18 protein-coding genes are annotated in these 22,175 nt (G+C 57.0%); 11 read left to right on the top strand and 7 right to left on the bottom strand.

Annotated elements, in window-relative coordinates; genetic code table 11:
• Positions 1-5: 5 nt before the first annotated feature.
• Complete coding sequence (locus ACHZBF_RS03455; protein ID WP_321527692.1) at positions 6-1,241, bottom strand: efflux RND transporter periplasmic adaptor subunit; 1,236 nt, start codon at positions 1,239-1,241, stop codon at positions 6-8.
• Positions 1,242-1,636: 395 nt separating this feature from the next.
• On the opposite strand from ACHZBF_RS03455, the gene ACHZBF_RS03450 reads away from it, so the two are divergent.
• Positions 1,637-2,596, top strand: a complete 960-nt coding sequence (locus ACHZBF_RS03450) for a diguanylate cyclase (protein ID WP_037374828.1) — start codon at positions 1,637-1,639, stop codon at positions 2,594-2,596.
• Positions 2,597-2,719: 123 nt separating this feature from the next.
• A complete protein-coding gene (locus tag ACHZBF_RS03445) occupies positions 2,720-5,716 on the top strand; it encodes an ATP-binding protein (RefSeq protein ID WP_321527691.1) in 2,997 nt (998 codons plus the stop codon).
• Positions 5,717-5,718: 2 nt separating this feature from the next.
• Here the strand turns inward: ACHZBF_RS03445 and ACHZBF_RS03440 are convergent, their stop codons facing one another.
• Complete coding sequence (locus tag ACHZBF_RS03440; protein ID WP_051301911.1) at positions 5,719-6,429, bottom strand: GntR family transcriptional regulator; 711 nt, start codon at positions 6,427-6,429, stop codon at positions 5,719-5,721.
• A gap of 453 nt (positions 6,430-6,882) precedes the next feature.
• Here ACHZBF_RS03440 and aceE point away from each other — a divergent pair, with 453 nt between their 5' ends.
• From aceE to ACHZBF_RS03405, 7 genes are all read left to right on the top strand, one after another.
• Positions 6,883-9,570 (top strand): pyruvate dehydrogenase (acetyl-transferring), homodimeric type, encoded by a 2,688-nt coding sequence (gene aceE / locus ACHZBF_RS03435; RefSeq protein ID WP_321527690.1) that lies wholly within the window; start codon positions 6,883-6,885, stop codon positions 9,568-9,570.
• A gap of 28 nt (positions 9,571-9,598) precedes the next feature.
• A complete protein-coding gene (aceF, locus tag ACHZBF_RS03430; protein ID WP_321527689.1) occupies positions 9,599-10,918 on the top strand; it encodes a dihydrolipoyllysine-residue acetyltransferase in 1,320 nt (439 codons plus the stop codon).
• A gap of 34 nt (positions 10,919-10,952) precedes the next feature.
• A complete protein-coding gene (gene lpdA / locus ACHZBF_RS03425) occupies positions 10,953-13,037 on the top strand; it encodes a dihydrolipoyl dehydrogenase (RefSeq protein ID WP_321527688.1) in 2,085 nt (694 codons plus the stop codon).
• Positions 13,038-13,054: 17 nt separating this feature from the next.
• Positions 13,055-14,017 carry a lipoyl synthase gene (gene lipA, locus ACHZBF_RS03420; protein ID WP_321527687.1) on the top strand — a complete coding sequence of 321 codons (963 nt, stop codon included), beginning with the start codon at positions 13,055-13,057 and terminating at the stop codon, positions 14,015-14,017.
• A 176-nt stretch (positions 14,018-14,193) separates the two neighbouring features.
• Positions 14,194-14,703, top strand: coding sequence for a c-type cytochrome (locus ACHZBF_RS03415; protein ID WP_321527686.1), 510 nt, complete (start codon positions 14,194-14,196; stop codon positions 14,701-14,703).
• A gap of 76 nt (positions 14,704-14,779) precedes the next feature.
• Positions 14,780-14,920 carry a hypothetical protein gene (locus ACHZBF_RS03410; RefSeq protein ID WP_321527685.1) on the top strand — a complete coding sequence of 47 codons (141 nt, stop codon included), beginning with the start codon at positions 14,780-14,782 and terminating at the stop codon, positions 14,918-14,920.
• A gap of 275 nt (positions 14,921-15,195) precedes the next feature.
• On the top strand, positions 15,196-15,969 hold the full coding sequence (locus tag ACHZBF_RS03405; protein WP_321527684.1) for a TSUP family transporter: 774 nt from the start codon (positions 15,196-15,198) through the stop codon (positions 15,967-15,969).
• 25 nt (positions 15,970-15,994) lie between these two features.
• On the opposite strand, the gene ACHZBF_RS03400 is transcribed toward ACHZBF_RS03405, so the two are convergent.
• The 4 genes from ACHZBF_RS03400 to ACHZBF_RS03385 are packed head-to-tail and all read right to left on the bottom strand — an operon-like array spanning position 15,995 to position 19,046.
• A complete protein-coding gene (locus ACHZBF_RS03400) occupies positions 15,995-16,678 on the bottom strand; it encodes an ABC transporter permease (RefSeq protein ID WP_029132770.1) in 684 nt (227 codons plus the stop codon).
• A complete protein-coding gene (locus ACHZBF_RS03395; protein ID WP_029132771.1) occupies positions 16,678-17,370 on the bottom strand; it encodes an ABC transporter permease in 693 nt (230 codons plus the stop codon). The genes ACHZBF_RS03400 and ACHZBF_RS03395 overlap by 1 nt, the downstream gene beginning before the upstream one ends.
• A gap of 53 nt (positions 17,371-17,423) precedes the next feature.
• A complete protein-coding gene (locus ACHZBF_RS03390; RefSeq protein ID WP_029132772.1) occupies positions 17,424-18,200 on the bottom strand; it encodes an ABC transporter substrate-binding protein in 777 nt (258 codons plus the stop codon).
• 57 nt (positions 18,201-18,257) lie between these two features.
• Positions 18,258-19,046, bottom strand: a complete 789-nt coding sequence (locus ACHZBF_RS03385; RefSeq protein WP_037374833.1) for an ATP-binding cassette domain-containing protein — start codon at positions 19,044-19,046, stop codon at positions 18,258-18,260.
• A gap of 189 nt (positions 19,047-19,235) precedes the next feature.
• Between ACHZBF_RS03385 and ACHZBF_RS03380 the strand changes: the two genes are divergently transcribed.
• Entirely contained in the window at positions 19,236-20,123 is an 888-nt protein-coding gene (locus tag ACHZBF_RS03380; RefSeq protein ID WP_321527683.1) for a DMT family transporter, read from the top strand.
• Between the two features lie 14 nt (positions 20,124-20,137).
• Here the strand turns inward: ACHZBF_RS03380 and ACHZBF_RS03375 are convergent, their stop codons facing one another.
• The gene (locus tag ACHZBF_RS03375) at positions 20,138-21,070 is read right to left on the bottom strand and encodes a DMT family transporter (protein ID WP_273437155.1); all 933 of its coding nucleotides are present in this window, start codon (positions 21,068-21,070) and stop codon (positions 20,138-20,140) included.
• 177 nt (positions 21,071-21,247) lie between these two features.
• Here ACHZBF_RS03375 and ACHZBF_RS03370 point away from each other — a divergent pair, with 177 nt between their 5' ends.
• Positions 21,248-22,111: a TIGR01777 family oxidoreductase gene (locus ACHZBF_RS03370; protein ID WP_321527682.1), complete on the top strand. Its 864-nt coding sequence runs from the start codon at positions 21,248-21,250 to the stop codon at positions 22,109-22,111.
• Positions 22,112-22,175 lie beyond the last annotated feature (64 nt).

Here is a 22,175-nt window from a genome sequence, read left to right as displayed (position 1 = left end):
GAAACCTAGTTAACTGTAGCGGCATCGGATGACCGCCTGTTGGATTTATTACCCTGCTCGGCAGTCCGCTTGGCGCTATCCGGTTTGCCGCCTGCCATGTTTTTTACCGGTGTGCCGCTGCTGACCTGCCCAAGAGGGGTCAGTACCAGCTGATTTCCAGGCTTGAGACCCATGTTGATGAGCGACTCACGGCTGTTCTGCCAGGCCACCTCTATCTCCGTGCGCTGCAACAGCCCTTGATCAAACAGATAGACATAGCTGCCCTGATAAATGGCCGAGTTTGGAATGACGATGGCATTCGGCAGGGTGCGCCCCTCAATCTGCGCGGTGACATACTGACCAATCTTCAATGGCCGCCGTCCATCCTTGTTCTCCACATAGGGATTTTCAATCTGTGCGGTCACATAGAGCTGCTGACTCTGCTCGTCGATGGCGCCGGCGGTGCGTACCAGGGTGGCAGGCCACCGCTCCGGGGTAGTACCCAGATTGTTAATAATAGTCACCGAGGGCAGATGACTCTGGTCGGAACCTGCATTGCGATAATTTTCCGGCAACTCCACATAACCGAGTTCACTGTTTTTCAGTGGCAGCCGCACCTCCACCCGGTCGGTAGCGTAGATTCTTGCCAACGCCTGGTTTGTCGATACCACCACGCCACGATCCACGTTGCGGGAAAGAATCCGCCCGGCGTAGGGCGCCTTGATCTCGGTTCTTTCAACCGCCAGTCTGGCCTGGGCCAGTTTTGCCTGGGCTGCGTCGATCTGTGAGCGGGCCGCTGCGAGTTGCGGTTTGCGCAAGGCGTAGTCCGATGCCAACCCCTTTTTGTTGAGGATCTCCCGATCCTTTCTGGCCTGATCTGCCAGTGCCTGCTGCTCCTCAAGATTCACCTTGGCATTGGCCAGCTCCGCCGCGGCGATATCCACCTGAATCTTGTAATCGCGGGGATCGATGGTGATCAGGGTCTCCCCCGCCTCAAAAAAACCTCCATCACGAAAGTTGGGACTGACATCGATAATCTGTCCGGATACCTGGGCCACCAGTTCGCCCTCGGTGCGCGGTTGTACCCGGCCGAAGGAGTTGACTACCACGGTATAGTCCCGAGGCGTCAATTGCTGGGTCTCTACGGTGATAACGGGGGTGGGAGGCGTATCGCGTACTGCCGCAACCGGTTTGAAGTGGGAGATCAACTGAGTGATGCCAATAAACAGGGCCAACAAAAGCAGCGGCAATAGCTTGCGCATTATCATACTCAACAGATAGATATTATTGTATTTGTGACGCTACAACGGATTGTAACGGTCCGTGTATACACACCCGCCGTCCAGGCAGCATGGCACACGGCGCTAAACAGGTCATTCTAGGCCCTTCCTCCTCCCATGAAAAGACACCGGCTTTCCACTTGGGTTCCACGCCTGATGACAAATGAGCACAGCCTGCCCGGCCATTAAACCGGGGATCGTAACCACTTTTCGCCCCAAATCCTCAATCAGCCTGTAGCCGTAATCCCGGCATATCGCTTAATCGATAGATTATTTCCTATTTTTCCTATTCCTTTCTGCCGCCACATATTTTTACTATTCTGTGAGATGGGGGGAATGGAATATCAATCATCTTAATCCAAAGGTTGCCACCCGATATGCAGACAGAAGTACGTAAGGAAAAGACCGTTCTGATTATTGACGACAGTCCGATCAATATCGAGTACCTGGCACAGGTGCTTAAGTCGGAATACCATATCAAGGTGGCCAATAGTGGTGAATCCGGTATAGAGGCGGCGCGTAATCAGCAGCCTGATCTGATACTGCTGGATATTGTCATGCCGAACATGGATGGATACGAGGTTTGCCGCCACCTGAAGGCCAGCGATGGGACGCGTAAAATACCCATTATTTTCATCACCACCAAAAATGAGATAGAAGACGAGACGCGCGGACTCGAACTGGGTGCTGTCGACTACATCACCAAGCCCTTCCGGACACCCATCGTAAGAGCACGTGTAAGAACGCATATTCAACTGAAGCACAACAGCGATCTATTGGAAAAACTGGCGCTGATCGATGCCCTGACCAATTTGCCGAATCGCCGACGTTTTGAGCAGATACTGAAGCGTGAGTGGGCCCGCTGTCGTCGGTCGCAAGAACCGATATCGATCATCATTCTCGATATCGATCACTTCAAACAGTTTAATGATCACTACGGCCATCTGGCGGGAGACCGCTGCCTGAGCCGGGTCGCCCAGGCGCTGCCGATACCGCTGAAACGACCCGCCGACAGCATCTTCCGGTACGGCGGAGAGGAGTTCATCGCGGTCCTGCCCGAAACCGAACACAGCGTGGCGCTGAACCTGGCTGAAAAGATGCGCGTCCAGGTCGCCAAATTGTTGATTCCCCATGCCCGTGGCATCAGTACCCACCCTTATATCAGCATCAGCCTCGGGGTGACCACGAACACACCCAATTCCCGGAGCACTCCGCGCACCCTTGTGCAGCTGGCGGACAAAATGCTCTATGCCGCAAAAAACGCCGGACGAAACTGCGTCAGGGGCAAAATATTCAGCAATGAAACAAGTTTCCAGACAAATCCGGAAAGCGTCTAGTATGACGCTATTCACGGCAATACGTTTAACAATCAACTATACAATTAACCAAGCTGTCGCACGTCTGGAACTGTCCACCGTCCTTTATTGATCCATGCACCACACCAGGACCCTGCGTATTGTATGAGTATCAAGTTGAAGTTCATCCTGTTCACTCTCAGCATGGTCATTATGCTCATGCTACCAGTCGCCACCGGCGGCTACTGGATTATCAACCGGATTGTTTTCCATCTGTATGAAGACAGCTTCACACGAGAAGTGGCAAACATTAACAACACCATCAGGGAGAGCGTAATCCGACTTAAACCCACCGGCATACTTTCGCAGGAGGACTATCTCAAGGCCGAAAAAGAGCACCTGATTTCCAAACTGAAGCGCTACAGGTTTGGTGAAACTGGCGGCCTGACCATCCTGGATGGCGAAGGCAATGTGTTGTTGATGTCGCTCGCCAATAGACACGCACCACCTGCTTTCGACCTGATTACCGAGTCCCTGTCGGACCAGGGAACAGGCAGTTTAAGCTACCACTCCGGCGGCGACTCCATGTTTGCGGTATTTGCCAAATCGGCATGGGACTGGACATTGATCCTGACCATCACTCAGGCCGAAATGTTTATGCAGCGCAATTTCTTCGCCCTCCTCGCCCTGCTGCTGACATTGATCCCGCTGGTCAGCGTCAGCCTGCTTTTCCTGATCTTCTATGAACGCTTCTATAAACAGATCCAGCAAACACTGGAGGCCTTGAAGCTGATCGAAAAGGGTCGACTGGACACCCGCATTGCCAATCCCGCGAACAACGAGCTGGGTCAGGTTCAGTCCGGCATCAACAGCATGGCCAACACGCTGAACGACCTCATCTCAAACCTGGAGCAGCGCGTCGACCGTCAGACCCACGACCTGCGTCACTCAAAAGAGCTGGCGGAGGCTGCCAATCAGGCAAAGAGTGAATTTCTCGCCAATATGTCACACGAAATCCGTACACCGATGAATGGTGTACTTGGCATGTGTCAATTGCTGCAGTCGACCCCGCTTACCCAGAAACAACAGCTCTACCTCAACACCATCAGCGCGGCGGCCAATTCACTGCTGGTCATTATTAATGACATCCTGGATTTCTCGAAAATTGAAGCGGGAGAATTGAAATTCGAACACAGCCCCTTCAATCTGAATCAGGTACTGGAGGAGATTGCCGACCTGATGATTCCGGCGGTGGCGCAAAAGCGCTTGAAGTTGGCGTATGACATTTCACCCGATATTGATGATCAGATTATTGGAGACAGCCTGCGGCTCAAACAGGTACTGACCAACCTGATCAACAATGCGGTAAAATTCACGCGACAGGGACATGTAATGTTGCGTGTTAATATTCAAAACCGTGATCAGAACCAACTGATATTGGCATTTGCAGTCGAGGATACCGGACCGGGAATTCCGCCGGATCAGGTGGAGCGACTGTTTCGCCCCTTTACCCAGGCGGATGCCTCAACCACCCGCCGCTTCGGCGGCAGTGGACTGGGACTCAGTATCTGTCAGCGTCTGGTGAGAAAAATGGGTGGTGAAATCAGCGTCACATCACAACCGGGCGGCGGCAGCTGCTTTAGCTTCTATGCATCTTTCGAACGACTGGAACAATCCCCTGACACCCCGGAGACAAGCCCGTCGGCATTAGTGGGAAAATCCGTTACCCTGCTCTCCGACGATCCCTTTATTAACCAAACTGTCCTTAGATATCTCGAGGATTTTGGCTGCACCACTCATCACTTCAATAGCATGGAGCATTTTGAAGACGCCCTCATAGAATCAGATTCACGGGCCGCACCCGATATTCTGATTGTCGACACTTCCGCTATCGGTGATTCAGACACCACATTGAAAAAAACCCTCAATACCTGCCCAACAACCAACAAATGCCAAATCCTGCTGCTATACAGCTTCGAGGATGAGCGTAATGGGTTACTCGATAATGTAATACAAAAGCCACTGACCCAGGACAAGCTGGAAGCGACACTGCTGAAGATGCTCAACCCCGACCTGCCGCACAAACACTTAAAACGCCGTTCATCACAACTGGAGGAGATTGATCAACTGGCCGGCATGCACATACTGCTTGCCGAGGATACGGCATTGAACCAACAGGTGGTTACCGAGCTGCTGAATCAGCTGGGCGTCTCGGTCTCCCTGGCAGACAATGGAAAAGATGCACTGAAAATACTTGAGGAATTGGGTATTGAGGAGTTTGATGCCGTCATGATGGATATTCAAATGCCGGTCATGGACGGTTTTGAAACCACACGCAGAATACGCAAACATCCACTATTAAAATCCATACCGGTCATTGCCATGACCGCCAACGCCATGACCGGCGACCGTGAGCAGTGTCTAGCAGCCGGTATGGATTTATACCTGACCAAGCCGATAAATCGGGACGATCTGATCAAGGCACTGAGCCAGTCCCTGCAACTCACCGGCGAAAACACCGAGATCGCGGATACAAGTGTACAACCGCAGCCACACACCCTCCCGGCTATTGATCTGGCAACGCTACTGGGTCGTTTTGAGGGTGATCATGCGCGTGTACTCCGTTTATTGTTACAGGCTGAAGATAGCTTCCAGTCCGACCTGATGCAGATCAGACACTCCCTGGAAAGCCAGGATTGGCAGTGTCTTGCTCAGTCCCTGCACCGGCTCAAGGGTGTCGCCGGCAATATGGCCACGATGGGGCTTTACCATCGCTGCGCCGCCATGGAGTCCGCCCTTGCCGGGGGTGAAACCGATCAGCTGATAGCCAACTACCAGGAACTGGAGACCGAGCTGGACCGGGTTATCAAACGTATCAGCATCCTCTCTGAGCAATTGGCGGCGAAAAACGCCCAGCTAAACAGAGCATCTGCCAATCACGCCATTATCGATCTGTTACCGATATTGCGGCAATTGCGGGAGCAGATAAGTCAGCACGACCTTGTTGAGAGCGTTACTGTCGATACTCTCGAGCGGGAGATCGATAACTCCAGCCATCCAGAAACCATCACGCTGCTGGTACAGCAATTACGGGCATTCAACTACCCGGCGGCAATCAAGCCGCTGGAACAGCTTATCGCGCAACTGGAGAGCGACCATTAAGGTCAGCCTGCTCCCCGCAGGCATTTTCCGATGTAGGCCAGATGCTCATGGGCGGCATGCCGTGCCTGGTTGGAGTCACCGGAAAAGATCGCCTGATAGATTTCTCCATGCTGGGCATGGATCGCCTGATAACTCTCCTCCATGGTGTAAATCTTCTCCCAGTTATGCAGCACCATATCACCCAGCAGATCGAACAGACTTTGGGTAAGGTGGATCAACGCCACATTGTGCGAGGCATCGGCAATTGCCATATGGAAGGCGGCATCCGCCTGTGCCTCCAACTCCAGATCACGCCGCTCATGGGCCGCCTGAAGCGCCTGGAAACGTTCCCGAATAACTGCACGGTCCATTTCGGTCGCCCGGGCCGCCGCATAACTGGCCGCCAGCTCCTCCAGACCGTGTCGGCACTCCATCACATCGGAGAGCGCCTCCGGGTTATCTTTCAGCAGATTGGCCAATGGGTTGGTAATGGTGGTACCGAGTGCATCCAGCACAAAGGTACCCTCGCCTTGTCGACTGTAAATCAGACCCTGGGCCTCCAGCTTCAGCAGCGCCTCGCGCACCGAGGGGCGGGACACCTTGAGCTGTTCGACCAGCTCCCGTTCTGCCGGCAGCTTGTCACCGGGCTTTAATACACCTTTGATAATCTGGGTTTTCAGCTGCTCGACGATCGAGTCCGAGACCCTGGCCGGTTTGATGGGTTGTAACTGCATGGTACTTCTCCGGATTAATTGGCGGTAGATGCCCCTGTCCCGGGACGCCACCTCCAAGGAATCGGAAAAAAACTGTCCCGATCCCTGATTTATCAACTGCCCGCGGCCGTAGCCCCAGTGGCAATCGAAAACAGTTTGGCATCCATGCACTACACTGAATTTCTACCGTCTTCACCCGAACAACGGAGAAACGTTTACATTATATACAACCAATTATTTGTCTGACCATTGTTTTAACACTAATCAGCATAAATAACGAAGCAATAATAAATATTTGTTTTTTAAATATTTAATTCCATTACCACTGTAACTTCTTAAATCCTTGTTATACATACCATAAAATTATTTGACATGTTTATTAACATACCTTTTAATGGTCAGACCATTAATACTACTAACAATGTGCCACCAATAATCCGAGCACAGCACTAAACCAGTCGAGGAAGAGATCAAATGAGCGATCGTTCAAGTGAATACCGGGACGTGGACCCCCAGGAGACCCTGGAGTGGATGGAAGCAATCGATGTGGTACTGGAGCGGGAAGGCACGGAACGTGCGAAATTCCTGATCAAACGTACCATCGACAAGGCCACGGCCGCAGGCGTCGAGCCACCCGACTGCTCCCGAACCCCTTATCTAAACTCAATCCCGGTCAGCCGCGAGCCGAGCCTGCCGGGAGACCCCGCAGTTGAAGCCAGGCTGCGTGACATCGTCCGCTGGAACGCCATGGCCATGGTGGTGCGGGCCAACCGCAAGCCGGCCGCCCCGGGTGGGCACATCGCCAGCTTCCAGTCCTCCGCCGTGCTCTACGAGACCGGCTTCAACCACTTCTGGCGTGCCGCCAGTGATGCGCACGGCGGCGATCTGATCTACTTCCAGGGCCATGCGGCACCGGGCATCTACGCCCGCGCCTTCCTGGAAGGCCGCATCAGCGAAGAGCAGTTGGACAACTACCGAATGGAGACCGGCGGCAAGGGCATCCCCTCCTACCCCCATCCCTGGTTGATGAAGAACTTCTGGCAATTCCCTACCGTTTCCATGGGCCTGGGACCGATCATGGCGATCTACCAGGCACGCTTCATGAAATATCTGGAGAATCGTGGCCTGATTCCCAAATCCAATCGCAAGGTGTGGGTATTCCTGGGTGACGGCGAGACCGACGAGCCGGAGGCGCAGGGCGCCATCGCGCTCGCCGTGCGCGAAAAGCTGGACAACCTGATCTTTGTGATCAACTGTAATCTGCAGCGACTGGACGGCCCGGTACGCGGCAACGGCAAGATCATCCAGGAGCTGGAAGGCAACTTCCGCGGCACCGGCTGGAATGTGATCAAGGTGATCTGGGGTGCAGCCTGGGACAAACTGCTGGCACAGGACCACAACGGTCTGCTGCGCAAACGCATGGAAGAGTGTGTGGATGGCGAGTACCAGAGCTTCAAGGCGAAGGACGGTGCCTATGTGCGTGAGTACTTCTTCGGCAAATACCCCGAGCTGAAGAAGATGGTGGAGCACATGACCGACGACCAGATCTACCACGACCTGATCCGTGGTGGCCACGATCCACAGAAGGTGTTCGCCGCCTACTCCGAGGCGGTCAATACCGAGGGCCAACCGACCCTGATTCTGGCCAAGACCGTCAAGGGTTACGGCATGGGTGAGGCCGGCGAAGGACAGAACATCTCCCACCAGCAGAAGAAGCTGGGTAATGATCAGCTAAAGAAATTCCGCGCCCGACTCGATCTCGATATCTCCGAAGAGGATGTCCTGGAGGCCAACTTCCTGAAACCGGCCGATGGCAGCCCGGAGATGCAGTACCTGCACAACCACCGCCAGAAATTGGGCGGCTACCTGCCGGAACGGCGCACCCAGGGTGATGTCCTGACCATTCCCGATCTCTCCATGTTCGACCTGCTGCTAAAAGGCACGGGACAGCGCACCATGTCCACCACCATGGCGCTGGTAAGGGCCATGGTCGCCATCTCCCGCAACAAGGAGATCGGTCCGCGCCTGGTCCCAATCGTACCGGACGAGGCGCGCACCTTCGGTATGGAGGGCATGTTCCGCCAGATGGGCATCTACGCCCCGGAGGGACAGCTCTACACGCCCATGGACTCCGGCGACATCATGCCCTACCGCGAGGATAAAAAGGGCCAGCTGCTGCAGGAGGGCATTAACGAGGCCGGCGCTATGTCGTCCTGGATTGCCGCCTCCAGCGCCTACAGCAGCCACGGCGTCACCATGATTCCGTTCTATATCTACTACTCCATGTTTGGTTTCCAGCGTGTCGGCGACCTGGCCTGGGCCGCCGGCGACCTGCAGGCACGCGGCTTCCTGGTGGGCGGCACCGCCGGTCGCACCACGCTCAATGGCGAGGGACTGCAGCATCAGGATGGCCACAGCCAGCTGTTCGCCAGCTTCATCCCCAACTGCGTCTCCTACGACCCCACCTACCACTACGAAGTGGCGGTGATTGTGCATGAAGGCATGCGGCGCATGTTCCAGGAGCAGGAAAACGTCTTCTACTACCTGACCACCATGAACGAGAACTACAGCCACCCCGACATGCCGGAAGGCGCCGAGGAAGGCATTCTCAAGGGGCTCTACCACCTGCAAAGCAGCGAAGTGGAGAAGAAGGGCAAGAAGAAAAACCCACGGGTACAATTACTGGGCTGCGGCACTATCCTCAACGAGGTGATCGCCGGTGCGGAACTGCTGAAGAACGACTTCAACATCTCGGCCGACATCTGGAGCGCCACCAGTTTCAATGAACTGTGCCGCGACGGGCAGGATGTGGAGCGCTGGAACCGTCTGCATCCGGAACAGACCGCACGGGTCAGCCACGTGGAGGCGTGCCTGAAGGACCGCGAGGGTCCGGTGATCGCCGCCAGTGACTATATGAAGGCCTTTGCCGAGCAGATCCGCCCCTTCGTGCCCGCCCGCTATCATGTTCTGGGCACCGATGGATTCGGTCGTTCCGACAGCCGTGAAGGCCTGCGCCGCCACTTCGAGGTGGACCGCTATTATGTCGCCGTCACCGCCCTAAAGGCACTGGCTGATGAAGGCGTCATACCGGTCAAGCTGGTGAGTCAGGCGATCAAGCAGTACGGCATCGACGCCGACAAACCCAATCCGGTAACCGTTTAAGCCGCGCACAGAACAAGGAGAAACAGACGTGACTATTAAAGAAATTCTTGTACCGGATATCGGTGACTTCAGCGACGTTGAATTGATCGAGATCCTGGTAGCCCCCGGTGACACCATCGCCGTGGATGACCCGCTGATTACCCTGGAGAGTGACAAGGCCTCCATGGAGATCCCCTCCTCCGATGCCGGCGTGGTGAAGGAGCTGAAAGTATCCCTGGGAGATAAGGTCTCCGAAGGGAGTCTGATCCTGTTGCTGGAGGTTGAAGGCGCCGCAGCGGCAGACAAACCAGCGGCGGCAGAACCGGCTCCGGCAGCGGCCCCGGCGCCCACAGCCGCTCCGGTTGCAGCGAAGCCGGCACCCGGCAGCGCCGCCCCGGTCACCGAACCCGCCGCCGATTTGCGCCATGTCTCATTCGAGCGCACCCATGCCAGCCCGTCGGTACGGCGTATCGCCCGCGAAAAGGGCATTGATCTGAATACCCTGCAGGGTACCGGCCGCAAGGGCCGTATCACCCAGGAAGATCTCTCCAATGCGGGTCAGCGGGTACTGCAGGCACTGGCCAGCGGACAATTTGAAGAGCCCAGGCCGGCAGCCGCCGCAGCGGCCGGGTCCGGCATTCCCGCCATTCCGGAGCAGGACTTCTCCAGGTTCGGCGAGGTGGAGTTCCAACCGCTAAGCAAAATCAAGCGACTCACCGGCATCAATCTGAGTCGTGCCTGGCTGAACGTCCCCCACGTCACCCACCACGACGAGACCGATATCACCGAAGTGGAGGCGTTCCGCAAATCACTCAAGGCGGAGACCGAGAAACAGGGCGTGCGGGTCACCCTGTTGAGTTTCTTCATGAAGGCGTGTGCCGCCACCCTGAAGGCCTATCCGACCTTCAACTCATCCCTGGATGGCAGCGGCGAAAACCTGATCCTGAAGAAGTACATCAATATTGGCGTGGCAGTCGATACACCGAACGGGCTGGTGGTGCCGGTGATCCGGGATGTGGACCAGAAGAGCATCTTCGAGATTTCTGCCGAGCTGATGGAGATGAGCGCCAAGGCACGGGACAAGAAGTTGAAACCCGGCGACATGCAGGGTGCCACCTTTACCATCTCCAGCCTTGGCGGCATCGGCGGCACTGCCTTTACCCCGATCGTCAACGCGCCGGAGGTAGCCATTCTCGGTCTCACCCGTTCACAGATGAAGCCGGTCTGGAACGGTAGTGAGTTCATCCCCCGCCTGATGCAGCCGATGTCACTCTCCTACGATCATCGGGTTATCGACGGCGCCCAGGCCGCGCACTTCGTGCGTCACCTCGGCGTGCTGATGAACGACGTGCGGCGGTTGCTGCTCTGAACATCCCCAACACCAAAACAAACGGAATAAGACCATGAGCAACATAGAACAGATTCACGTCCCCGATATCGGGGAGTTCGAAGATGTGGAGATTATCGAGATCCTGGTGTCGGTGGGTGATGCAATCAATATTGACGACCCCCTGATTACCCTGGAGAGCGACAAGGCCTCCATGGAGATCCCCTCACCGCTATCGGGTACGGTGCAGGAAATTCTCGTCAAGCTGGGTGACAAGGTATCCAGGGGTAGCCTGATCCTGAGCCTGGATAAAGCGGTTGAACCCAAGGTGGCGGCAGAGGAACCGCACCCACTGGTACAGGGCAGCGCCAAAAGCGGTGCGGCACCGGGTGATGCCGGCAAAACCGTGTTGCAGGATGTGTACGTCCCCGATATCGGAGACTTCCAGGACGTGGATGTCATTGAAGTGCTGGTGATGCCAGGCGACAAGATCAATGTCGAGACGCCGATGCTCACGCTGGAGAGCGACAAGGCCTCCATGGAGGTCCCCTCCCCCAGCAGTGGTACGGTCCACTCGGTGCATGTCAAGGTGGGCGAGCAGGTATCCCAGGGTGACCTGGTGCTCACCCTGGAGGTAGCGAGTCCCGGCGCCGCCGGGGCCAAGGCCGCATCGACGGCTGCCAGTCCGCCACCGGCCGCCCCGAAGGTAGCCGCCAGCCAGGAGCCGACAGCCTATATCGGCAATGCCGATATCCAGGCCGACGTGGTGGTGCTGGGCGCGGGTCCCGGCGGTTATACCGCCGCCTTCCGTGCCGCCGACCTGGGCAAGAAGGTGATCCTGATCGAACGTCACAGCAGCCTGGGCGGGGTCTGTCTGAATGTAGGATGCATTCCCTCCAAGGCGCTGCTGCATGCCGCCAAGGTGCTGGAGGAGTCGCGCGATTTTCGCAAACACGGTCTCAAGTTCATTGAACCGGAAGTGGATCTGGATGCCCTGCGCGACTGGAAGAACGGTGTGGTTACCCGCCTCACCGGTGGCCTGATGGGACTGGCCAAACAGCGCAAGGTGCAGGTAGTGAACGGCTACGGCAAGTTCATTGACCAGAGCAATATCGAAGTGACCGATGCAGAGGGCAACAGCACCACGGTCGGTTTCACCCAGTGCATCATCGCCGCCGGTTCGGCACCGGTGAAACTGCCGTTCCTGCCGGATGATCCGCGCATCATCGACTCCACCGGTGCCCTGGCGTTGAGGGAGATTCCCAAGCGCATGCTGGTGATCGGCGGCGGCATCATCGGCCTGGAGATGGCCACCGTCTATCACGCCCTGGGCAGTAAAATCACCGTCGTGGAGATGCTTGACAGCCTGATCACCGGTGCCGACAAGGACATCGTCAAGCCGCTGCACAAAAAGCTGGAGAAGCAGTACGAGTCCATACTCACCCAGACCCGCGTAACCCGGGTGGAGGCCCTGAAAGAGGGGCTGCGCGTCACTTTCGAGGGTGCCAAGGCCCTTGAACCCCAGCTCTATGACGCGATCCTGGTGGCGGTGGGCCGTTCACCCAACGGCAACAAGATCGACGCCCGGAACGCCGGCGTGGCGGTGGATGATCACGGCTTTATCCATGTGGACAAGCAGCAGCGCACCAATGTGCCGCACATCTTCGCCATTGGCGATGTGGTGGGTCAGCCGATGCTGGCGCACAAGGCAGTGCATGAAGGCAAGGTGGCGGCCGAGGTGTGCGCCGGACTCAGCACTTTCTTCGACGCCTGGGTCATCCCATCGGTCGCCTACACCGATCCCGAGATTGCCTGGGTCGGCAAGACCGAGGCGGAGGCCAAGGCCGAAGGGATCAAGTTCGGCAAAGGAGCCTTCCCCTGGGCGGCCAGCGGTCGCTCCCTCTCCCTGGGACGGGATGAAGGACTCACCAAGATGATCTTCGACGAGGAGAGCGGACAGGTGATCGGCGCCGGCATTGTCGGCCCCAACGCCGGGGATCTGATTGCCGAGGTCTGTCTGGCGATCGAGATGGGTTGTGATGCTTCCGACATCGGACTGACGGTGCACCCGCACCCGACCCTGTCGGAGACGGTGGCGATGGCGGCCGAGGCGTTTGAAGGCACCATCACCGATCTGTTTATCCCGAAACGCAAGAAGTAACGGACAAGGCCAGCCAAATGACAGACTCCAGTGTAAAACGCAAAGTGGTGGCGGGCGAGAAGCTGCGCGATGCCGACAAGGTATCGCGCATCCCGATCAAGGTGGTGCCTGCCGCCGCACCGCTGCCGAAGCCGGAGTGGCTGCGCATCAAGCTGCCCGACCCGGCGCAGCGGCGCCGGGTCGAGGCGCTGGTGGCGGAGACCGGTCTGCACACGGTCTGTCAGGAGGCGGCCTGCCCCAACCTGGCGGAGTGCTTTCACCACGGCACCGCCACTTTCATGATCATGGGGGACATCTGCACCCGCCGCTGTCCCTTTTGCGATGTGGCGCACGGCCGGCCGCTGGCCCTCGATCAGGACGAACCGGCGCGCCTCGCCGGCGCGGTCCGCAAGATGCGTCTGCGCTATGTGGTGATCACCTCGGTGGACCGGGATGATCTGATGGATGGCGGTGCCGGTCACTACGCCGCCTGTATCCAGGCAGTACGCGCGGCCAATCCCGGTATCAAGGTGGAGATCCTGGTGCCGGATTTCCGCGGCCGTATGGAACAGGCCCTGGAGATGCTCGGCGCCACCCCGCCGGACGTGCTCAACCACAACCTGGAAACCGTGCCACGACTCTACAAATCGGTACGCCCGGGTGCCGATTACCAGTGGTCACTCGATCTGTTGCAGCGGTTCAAGCAGGACAACCCCGGGATACCGACCAAGTCCGGCCTGATGCTGGGACTGGGAGAAACCCTGGAAGAGATCCGACAAGTGATGCAGGATCTGCGTCTGCACGGCTGTGAACTGCTGACCCTGGGTCAGTACCTGCAACCCAGCCCGCACCATCTGCCGGTCAGTCGCTATGTCACCCCGGCGGAGTTCGAACAGTTGAAGACGTTCGGTGAATCGCTCGGCTTCTCCCACGTGGCGAGCGGGCCTTTTGTACGCTCCTCCTATCACGCAGACATTCAGGCCGCCGGACTGGTCGAATAACGCCTGTCGATTGTTCAGCAGATAGAGACAGCTGTCTCCAATCAGAAACGGTTCAGCGGTTTTAGCGACCTGAATCAAGGCGGCCGACTATAGTTGGATGTAGCATTAAACCAAGACGGCTGGACAGCTCACCGGCTTCAGTCACGGACTCTTTTCCAACATCGGAATCAAATACCATGCACCGCTTCGGTTTTACACAACAACTGCTGTTTGCCCTGTTCGGCACCCTGATGGCCTGCAGTGCGGCGGCTGTCGATCCGGGTCCGGAAAAGACCCAGCCGCAGCAATACAACCTCGGTCTGGGACGGGCAGTTTTTTCCGGTGAGTGCATCAAATGCCATGGCGAACCCGACTCCGGCGCCCCCCAGCTGGGATCCGTGAATGACTGGGAGGAACGTCTGAAGACTCCGCTGGCGACCCTGATCAGCCACGCAATTAACGGACATGGGAAGATGCCTCCAAAAGGCGGGCTTGAGGATCTTACCGAGCGTGACGTTTCCGCCGCCGTCGCCTACGTGGTTGACCGCAGCCGGCTGCTGTTTGTCGAGTATGACGGGCAATCCGTCCTGCTGTTCGACAAGATCTGTCACGAAGAGAAGCAGCTCGAAACCTGCCAGCAGTCGCGCCTCGACAATACTCTGTTACTGCAGATGCTGTGGATGATTACCGGGCAGAAAAAAGAGTAGTCCTGACTCTGTCATCAAGCTGACGCATTCGTCGACTAGCCTGTGCCCTGAAACGGCAACTACAGGAGACAGGACAATGAATGACAAACTCGCTATCGGCTTTTCCGAAGCCTGTTTCGAACATGACGAGTTCGACTACAGTTATATCGATCTGGACGACCTGGATGATCTGGATGACGAACAGGTACAGGATTATTTTGAATCCTTGAATCAGTAGCCCCCTCGCAATTCAAGCCATAGGGCAGGCGGTGCCCGCCGCAGGACATGCCGGGGCCGGATTCAATCCGCCTACGTTCGGGATCCGCTTAATACATGCCTGGCCGGTTTGACTCCGACCCCCACTCCGAAACATTCCCGACCTATTGCGGTTGCTCCACGGTCGGTGTGTTGTCAGAATAGCCACCCAGCAGGACGATGCGCATCAGTCGCCACCGATGCAGTTCATCCAAGTCACCACATCCTGCGAAATCACCTGGAATTATTCGCGGCTATTTGCCATTCGGGGACAGCATCATCGAACTCTCATTACAACTGCTGGCACTGCTGGCCCTGGTCGGATTCAGCGCCGGATTCGTCAGTTCAATCGCCGGTGCCGGCGGCCTGATCGCCCTGCCGGTGCTGCTCTCCGTCGGCATTCCGCCGATCAACGCCCTGGCCACCAACAAATTCCAGAGTGTGTTCGGCACCCTCTCCTCCACCATCAACTATTTCCGTAAGGGACATATCGATTTTTCCCGGCTCTATCCGGCCCTGCTGTGCGCCGGTGTGGGGGCGGCGGTCGGCACCTTTGCGGTGCAGAACATGAGCGCCGATTTTCTGCAACGGCTTATTCCCTTCCTACTGATCGGCATTGCACTGTACTTCTGGTTCTCACCCCGGGTGGATGATCACGATTCACATCCAAGGATCAGCCAGGGCAAGTTCAACTGGACAGTGGGTGGCGGCATCGGTTTCTACGGTGGATTTTTCGGCCCCGGCATTGGCTCTTTTTTTGCCTTCGCATTCACCAGCCTGCTGGGTTACAACATGCGCCGCGCTACCGCCAACACCAAACCCCTGGTGCTGATGACCAACACTACGTCGCTGGTGATTTTTCTGTGGAGTGGTCAGGTGATCTGGAGTGCCGCCATCGTCATGGCGTTGGGACAGATTATCGGCGCACGCCTGGGCTCCAGCATGGTGATCCGCCGTGGCGCGGCGCTGGTGCGACCGGCAATCATCCTCGCAACCATCGCCATGGCGGTGAAACTGCTTTTAAGTCAGTAGCGGGAACCGGTTGTCGGGCCGGCCTTCACGCCAGATGGCGATTAAGCCGCCGCTCAATCCTCTTGAACAGGAATACAATAACGTAGGTTATGACCAGGTAGAGCAAGGCCGTGGCGATATAGATCTCATAAACGGCAAAGGTTTTGGAAATGATGCGTCCGGCTACCCCGGTCAGATCGAGCAGGGTGATCACACTGACAAGGGAGGTCGCCTGCATCAGAAACACCACCTCGTTGCCATACATGGGCCAGGCGAGTCGCATCGCCTTGGGAAGGATGATTCGGCGATACATCAAGGCCCTACCCATGCCGCAGGCGCGGGCCGCTTCGATATCGCCTGACGGCACCGCCTGAATCGCACCGCGCAGTATCTCAGCCGTGTAGGCACCGGTATTCAGGGTCAGAGCCAGGACGCCGCAGAAATAGGCATCGCGAAAGAAACCCCACAATCCCAGATCACTCAACTCGGCGCGAAATTGCCCACTCCCATAATAGATCAGAAACAACTGCACCAGCAGGGGGGTACCGCGAAAGTAGAGGATATAGGCATAGGCCGGCATCCAGAATACGGCGTGCTTGGACAACCGCATCAGCGCCACGGGTACTGCGATCAGCAGGCCGATCAACAGACTGGTGACGGTAATCTCCAGGGTCAGTTGTGCTCCCTGAAGCAGCTTCGGCAGATTTTCCCAGACCACTTGCAGATCCATCACGGCTTCCCGGCGATGCCCCGATTCGCCCACTTTTCCGCTCTGTGTTGCAGTAGCATGGAGACGACGGTCAGGCCAAGAAAGATAATGGACGCGAGCAGGTAGAAAGTGAATGGCTGGTGCGTTGCATTGGCGGCGATCTTGGTCTTGCGCATCAGCTCATCAAGTTGAATGATCGATATCAGGGCGGTCGCCTTCAGCAACACCATCCAGACATTGCCCAGTCCCGGCAGGGCAAATCGCATCGCCTGCGGTAGCAGGATACGCCGGAAGGTGAGTATCCGGCTCATCCCCATTGCCCTGGCCGCCTCCAACTGTCCTGACGGAATGGAGATAAACGCCCCTCTGAACACCTCGGTACTGAACGCCCCATAAATGAAGCCAATTGCCAGAGTCCCGGCCAGAAACGGGTCCAGGTCTATGCGGATATCATGACCCAATCGTTTGGCAATATCCTGCAGCAGGGTGGGCACGCCAAAGTAGACCAACAGCAGCAGGATCAACTCCGGAATGCCGCGCACCACAGTGGTATAGGTGTCAGCGATAAAGTTGGCCAGTCGGTTTCGGGAGAGCTTGCCCCAGGACCCCAACAGGCCGAGCAACACGGCCAGCAGCATTGAACTGAGCCCCACCGCCACGGTTAGCCAGAGCCCGTCCAGCAGCATGCCGCCATAGCCTTTCAGATCAAACATGCGCCCGCCGGGAATGGGTTCGACCGGTCCGGTAACCGCCTGTCAATCCGGCGTTATTCACCATACACATCGAAATCGAAGTATTTGGCATTGATCCGGGCGTAAGTGCCATCTGCACGAATCTGTTTGATCGCCTGGTTGAGCTTCTCCAACAGGGCCGTATCTTCCTTTCTCACGGCGATACCAATCCCTTCACCCAGATATTTTTTGTCCGTGAAGCCGGGTCCGACAAACTCAGCCGGCTGGCCACTCTCGGATTTCAGAAACTCACCCAGCACGAAAGAATCGGCCAGCAGCAGATCAACGCGACCGGAGAGCAGATCCAGATTGGCCTCATCCTGGGTTCCGTAGGCGCGCACCTCTACAATCTCACCAAAGCGGCCCCGTAAAAAGTTCTCGGCGACGGTTGAGCCCTGCACGCCAACGATTTTGCCTTCCAGAGCCTTCTCCGAGATCTCGAAGTCGGTTCCCTTGGCACGGGCGAACCGGACCGGGGTGGTGTAGTATTTATCGGTGAACGCGACTTTCTCCTTGCGCTCGTTGGTAATCGACATGGAGGCGATAATGGTGTCGAATTTTTTCGCCAGCAGGGCGGGAATGATGCCATCCCAATCCGAGGTCACCCACTCACAATCTGCCTTCATCGCCTCGCAGAGGGCATTACCGATTTCGATATCAAACCCGGCCAATTCGCCATTCTTATCAATAAGATTGAATGGGGGATAGGCTCCCTCGGTACCCATGCGGATCTTCATCGAATCGGCTGTCGCCCATCCGCTGGTACAGAGAAGCAGGGTGAGAAGTATTGCGCGCATGCTGATCGGTTTCATAAGCGTTCCTTGTTTAGGGTTGACTGTGTCGTGTGTGGTATCACTCGGCGATAATCTTCAGAGATGACTTGTGAGAAATTGACGGCAACGTTCCGATTCCGGGTTGTTGAATACCTGGCCGGGGGTGCCCTGCTCTTCGATCTGACCCTGGTGTAAAAACAGGACTTTTGAAGAGACCTCCCGGGCGAACCCCATCTCATGGGTTACCACCAGCATGGTGCGCCCCTCTTCGGCCAACTGGCGCATGACCCGCAACACTTCCCCGACCATTTCCGGGTCCAGTGCGGATGTGGGTTCATCAAACAACATCAATTCCGGCTCCACGGCCAGTGCCCGTGCAATCGCCGCCCGCTGCTGCTGACCACCGGAGAGCTGTGCCGGGTAGTCGTTCAGTTTATTTCCGATGCCGACCTTCTCCAGCATCGCAATGGCCCGCTCCCTGGCTTCCTTTTTCGGCACCTTAAGGACGTGCACCGGGGCCTCCATGACGTTTTCCAGCACGCTCATGTGACTCCAGAGATTGAAGTTCTGAAATACCATCCCCAGACGTGAACGGATACGATCGACCTGTCTCGGATCCGAAGCCAGCGGCTCACCACGGCGGTTCCGGGTCATCTGAATCAGCTCACCATGAATGTAGACCGAGCCGGCATCGGGTATTTCCAGAAGGTTTATACACCGAAGGAGCGTGCTTTTTCCGGAACCGCTGGAGCCGATCAGCGAGATCACATCACCCTCGTCAGCAGACAGCGTGATGCCCTTGAGAACTTCCAGACTGGAAAAACGCTTGTGGAGATCCTTGACCACCATAACAGGGTCATTATTACCAGCTGTCACATCAGGCATCAACAAGTCCGGGGTCTGGTTAACGGTAATTACTCAGTATCACTGGATGACACGGATACAACTTGTGAGCAGTCATGCAGATCCACTTCGCCGGGATTATAGAACAAAGCCACTATAAACTGTAGAATTGTTGCTACTGTAAGCATCTGCCAGGCAGACTGCTCACCACTGCTTTCGCGAGTCCTCCTGATGAAATCAAATACCTGGCAAGCCGATGGCCTGCTGCTGGTCACCGCTATTATCTGGGGACTGGCCTTTGTAGCCCAGCGCGCCGGCATGGAACACATCGGCCCCTTTGTATTTAACACGGCCCGTTTCGCCCTCGGTTGCCTGTCACTATTGCCACTGGTCTGGTTGCGCAGGCCGGATCGCCATCAACCCCTGCTTCCCCTGCTGGGCGGCAGCCTGGCCGCGGGCATACTGCTGTTTGGCGGCTCATCACTGCAACAGATTGGACTCATCTACACTACGGCCGGCAACGCCGGATTTATCACCGGCCTCTATATCGTCCTGGTACCAATCATTGCACTGTTTTGGAGACAAAAAACAGCACCCTATACCTGGTTCGGCGCCACTCTTGCGGTTATCGGATTATTCATTCTGAGTATGACGGACGACCTGACACTGGCTTTTGGAGATCTGCTGGAGCTGATCGGGGCCCTGTTCTGGGCGGGGCATGTTCTGTTGATCGGCTGGCTGTGCCGTCGGATCGATGCCATTCGTCTGGCGCTGGGGCAATTTCTAGTCTGCACCCTGCTCAGCCTTGGCTCGGCACTGATCTGGGAACGGTTTGAAATACAGGCCATCACAACCGTCTGGATTCCCATCGCCTATGCCGGTGTTCTGTCAGTGGGCGTCGCCTATACCCTGCAGGTGGTGGCGCAACGCCATGCACCGGCGGCCCATGCCGCCATTATCCTCAGCCTGGAATCGGTTTTTGCGGCGCTGGGAGGCTGGCTGTTGCTGGACGAATCCCTCGGGCCGCGTGGACTGTTGGGCTGCGCGATCATGCTGGTGGGTATGTTGATATCCCAATTGCCGGCGATGCACAGAAAGCCCCCTCCGGAAGCGGTGTAAACAGGGCGCCGGAGTCAGGGATGCCCCTCCGTCGGGTCGATGCGGCGCGGTGAAACCAGGCGCAGCAGCAACCGTTTCGGCATAATGATCAGCACATTCCCCGCCAACACCAGGGCCACGCCGCCGGCCGCCACCAGGCTCCAGTGATAGTTTTCAAACAGCGTCGAGATACCCAGTGCCACCAGGGGGAACAGCACCGTGGCATAGGCGGCCTTTTCCGGGCCGATCCGTCCCAGCAGGGTAAGATAGCTGCCGAAGGCGAGTACGGAACCGAACAGGGCCAGGTAGAGCAGCGAAAGGTTATAGGGGATAGACCAATCGTAGGTGAGCCCCACCCCCTGAAACGCGGCATACAGAAACAGAATCAGCGCCCCATAGGCCATGCCGAAGGCGTTGCTCTGAATTACCGGTAGGCGCTGCTGCTGGTTTCTGGCCGAAATCATGTTGCCCAATGAGGCGATAAAGGTCCCCAGCAGACTAAGAAGCAGCCCCTTCAGGGCGCCACTATTGTGCTGCAGATTGGCAACCTCCGGCCAGAACACCAGGGTGATTCCAATCAGTCCGATGAGGGCACCGACCACCATCGAGGCGTCTATCGGTTTGCGGAAGAACAACGCGCTATTGAGGATATTCATCAGCACAATGGTGGAGAAGATCACAGCGATCAGACCACTGGTCAGTTCCGCCGTGGCCCAGTAGAAAATCACGTAGTTGAGGCAGAACAACATGAATCCCTGCAGCGCCATCCAGAGGTGTTCTCGCCGGTCAAAACGGAGCGGCAGCCCGCGTACCCAGCACCAGACAAAGAGGATCAGTGCCGCCAGGGCAAAGCGGTAGGCCACCGAAAGCTCTGCCGGAACCGTGCCCAGCTGAAACTTGATGGCATACCAGGTGGAGCCCCAGATGAAGACGGCGGCGAAATAGAGACTGACGGAGTGTGTGAGCATGATTGGGCGTAGCTTCGCGCGTGCTGATAAAGGTTGACTTATACGCGTCTGCGGCAGATTAATAAAATGGATTTTGCCATGGCTATTACCGCAACGCGTCCGGCCGGATCAAAGCCGTCTGCGCTGGGCTATGCTTAAAGCAGACTGACAGAGATATCCCTGTTATCAGGAACCGCCATGAAAATCGCCATCACCGGAGCCACCGGCTTTATCGGCAGCCACCTCTGCCGGGCACTCAACCGTGAAGATCATCAGCTGGTCCAACTGGGACGCGCCGACGTTCGCACAGACAGCGCACGATTGGCCAGTCAACTCCAGAACTGCGATGCGGTAATCAATCTGGCGGGGGAAAATATCAGTCGCCGCTGGAGCGAAAAGTACATGCAGGCGCTGTATGACAGCCGTGTGCTCACCACCCGCGCACTGGTGGAAGCGATGACCCGGATGGAGCAGCGTCCGGGGCTGTTCATTTCCACCTCCGCCATGGGCGCTTTTGACAGCAAGGGACGCTACAAGGAATCCGATGCACCCAATGCCGGCGGCTTTTTCGGCCGGCTTACCCGCGACTGGGAGCAGGCCGCCCGGCAGGCGGAAGCCGTTGGTGTTCGCACCCTGATCTTCCGTTTGAGCCTGGTACTGGGTCGGGATGGGGGCATGATGAAACAGCTGCTGCTGCCATTTAGACTGGGCCTGGGCGGCCCGATCGGCGATGGCAGCCAGCCATTTTCATGGATACACATCGATGATCTGATTCGCGCCTACAGCTATGCGCTGTCGCATCCGGAGATGACCGGCATCTATCACCTCAGCGCGCCTGATTCCACCACCAATCTGCGGTTCGCCCGCGCACTCGGCCAGCAACTGCACCGTCCCGTCCTGCTCCCCGTGCCTCTGTTTGCCCTGAAGCTGCTCTTTGGCAAAGGTGCCGAAGCCCTGGCGTCGGGACAGTACCTGATCGCGGAACGTCTGCCCGAGGCGGGATTCCATTTTCAATATGATACCCTGCCCAAGGCGCTGGCGAAGATCACCAGCGCCCCATAATATAAAGTTCGCCAGTAAGATGGGGCAAAGCGCTGCGTGCCTATTAAATATTAAAGTAGAGGAG

It is taken from the genome of Sedimenticola selenatireducens (genome assembly GCF_963675335.2).
Classification (GTDB): domain Bacteria; phylum Pseudomonadota; class Gammaproteobacteria; order Chromatiales; family Chromatiaceae; genus Sedimenticola; species Sedimenticola selenatireducens.
The sequence above is the reverse complement of the archived record's forward strand: the minus strand, read 5'-3'. Positions and strand labels throughout refer to the sequence as shown.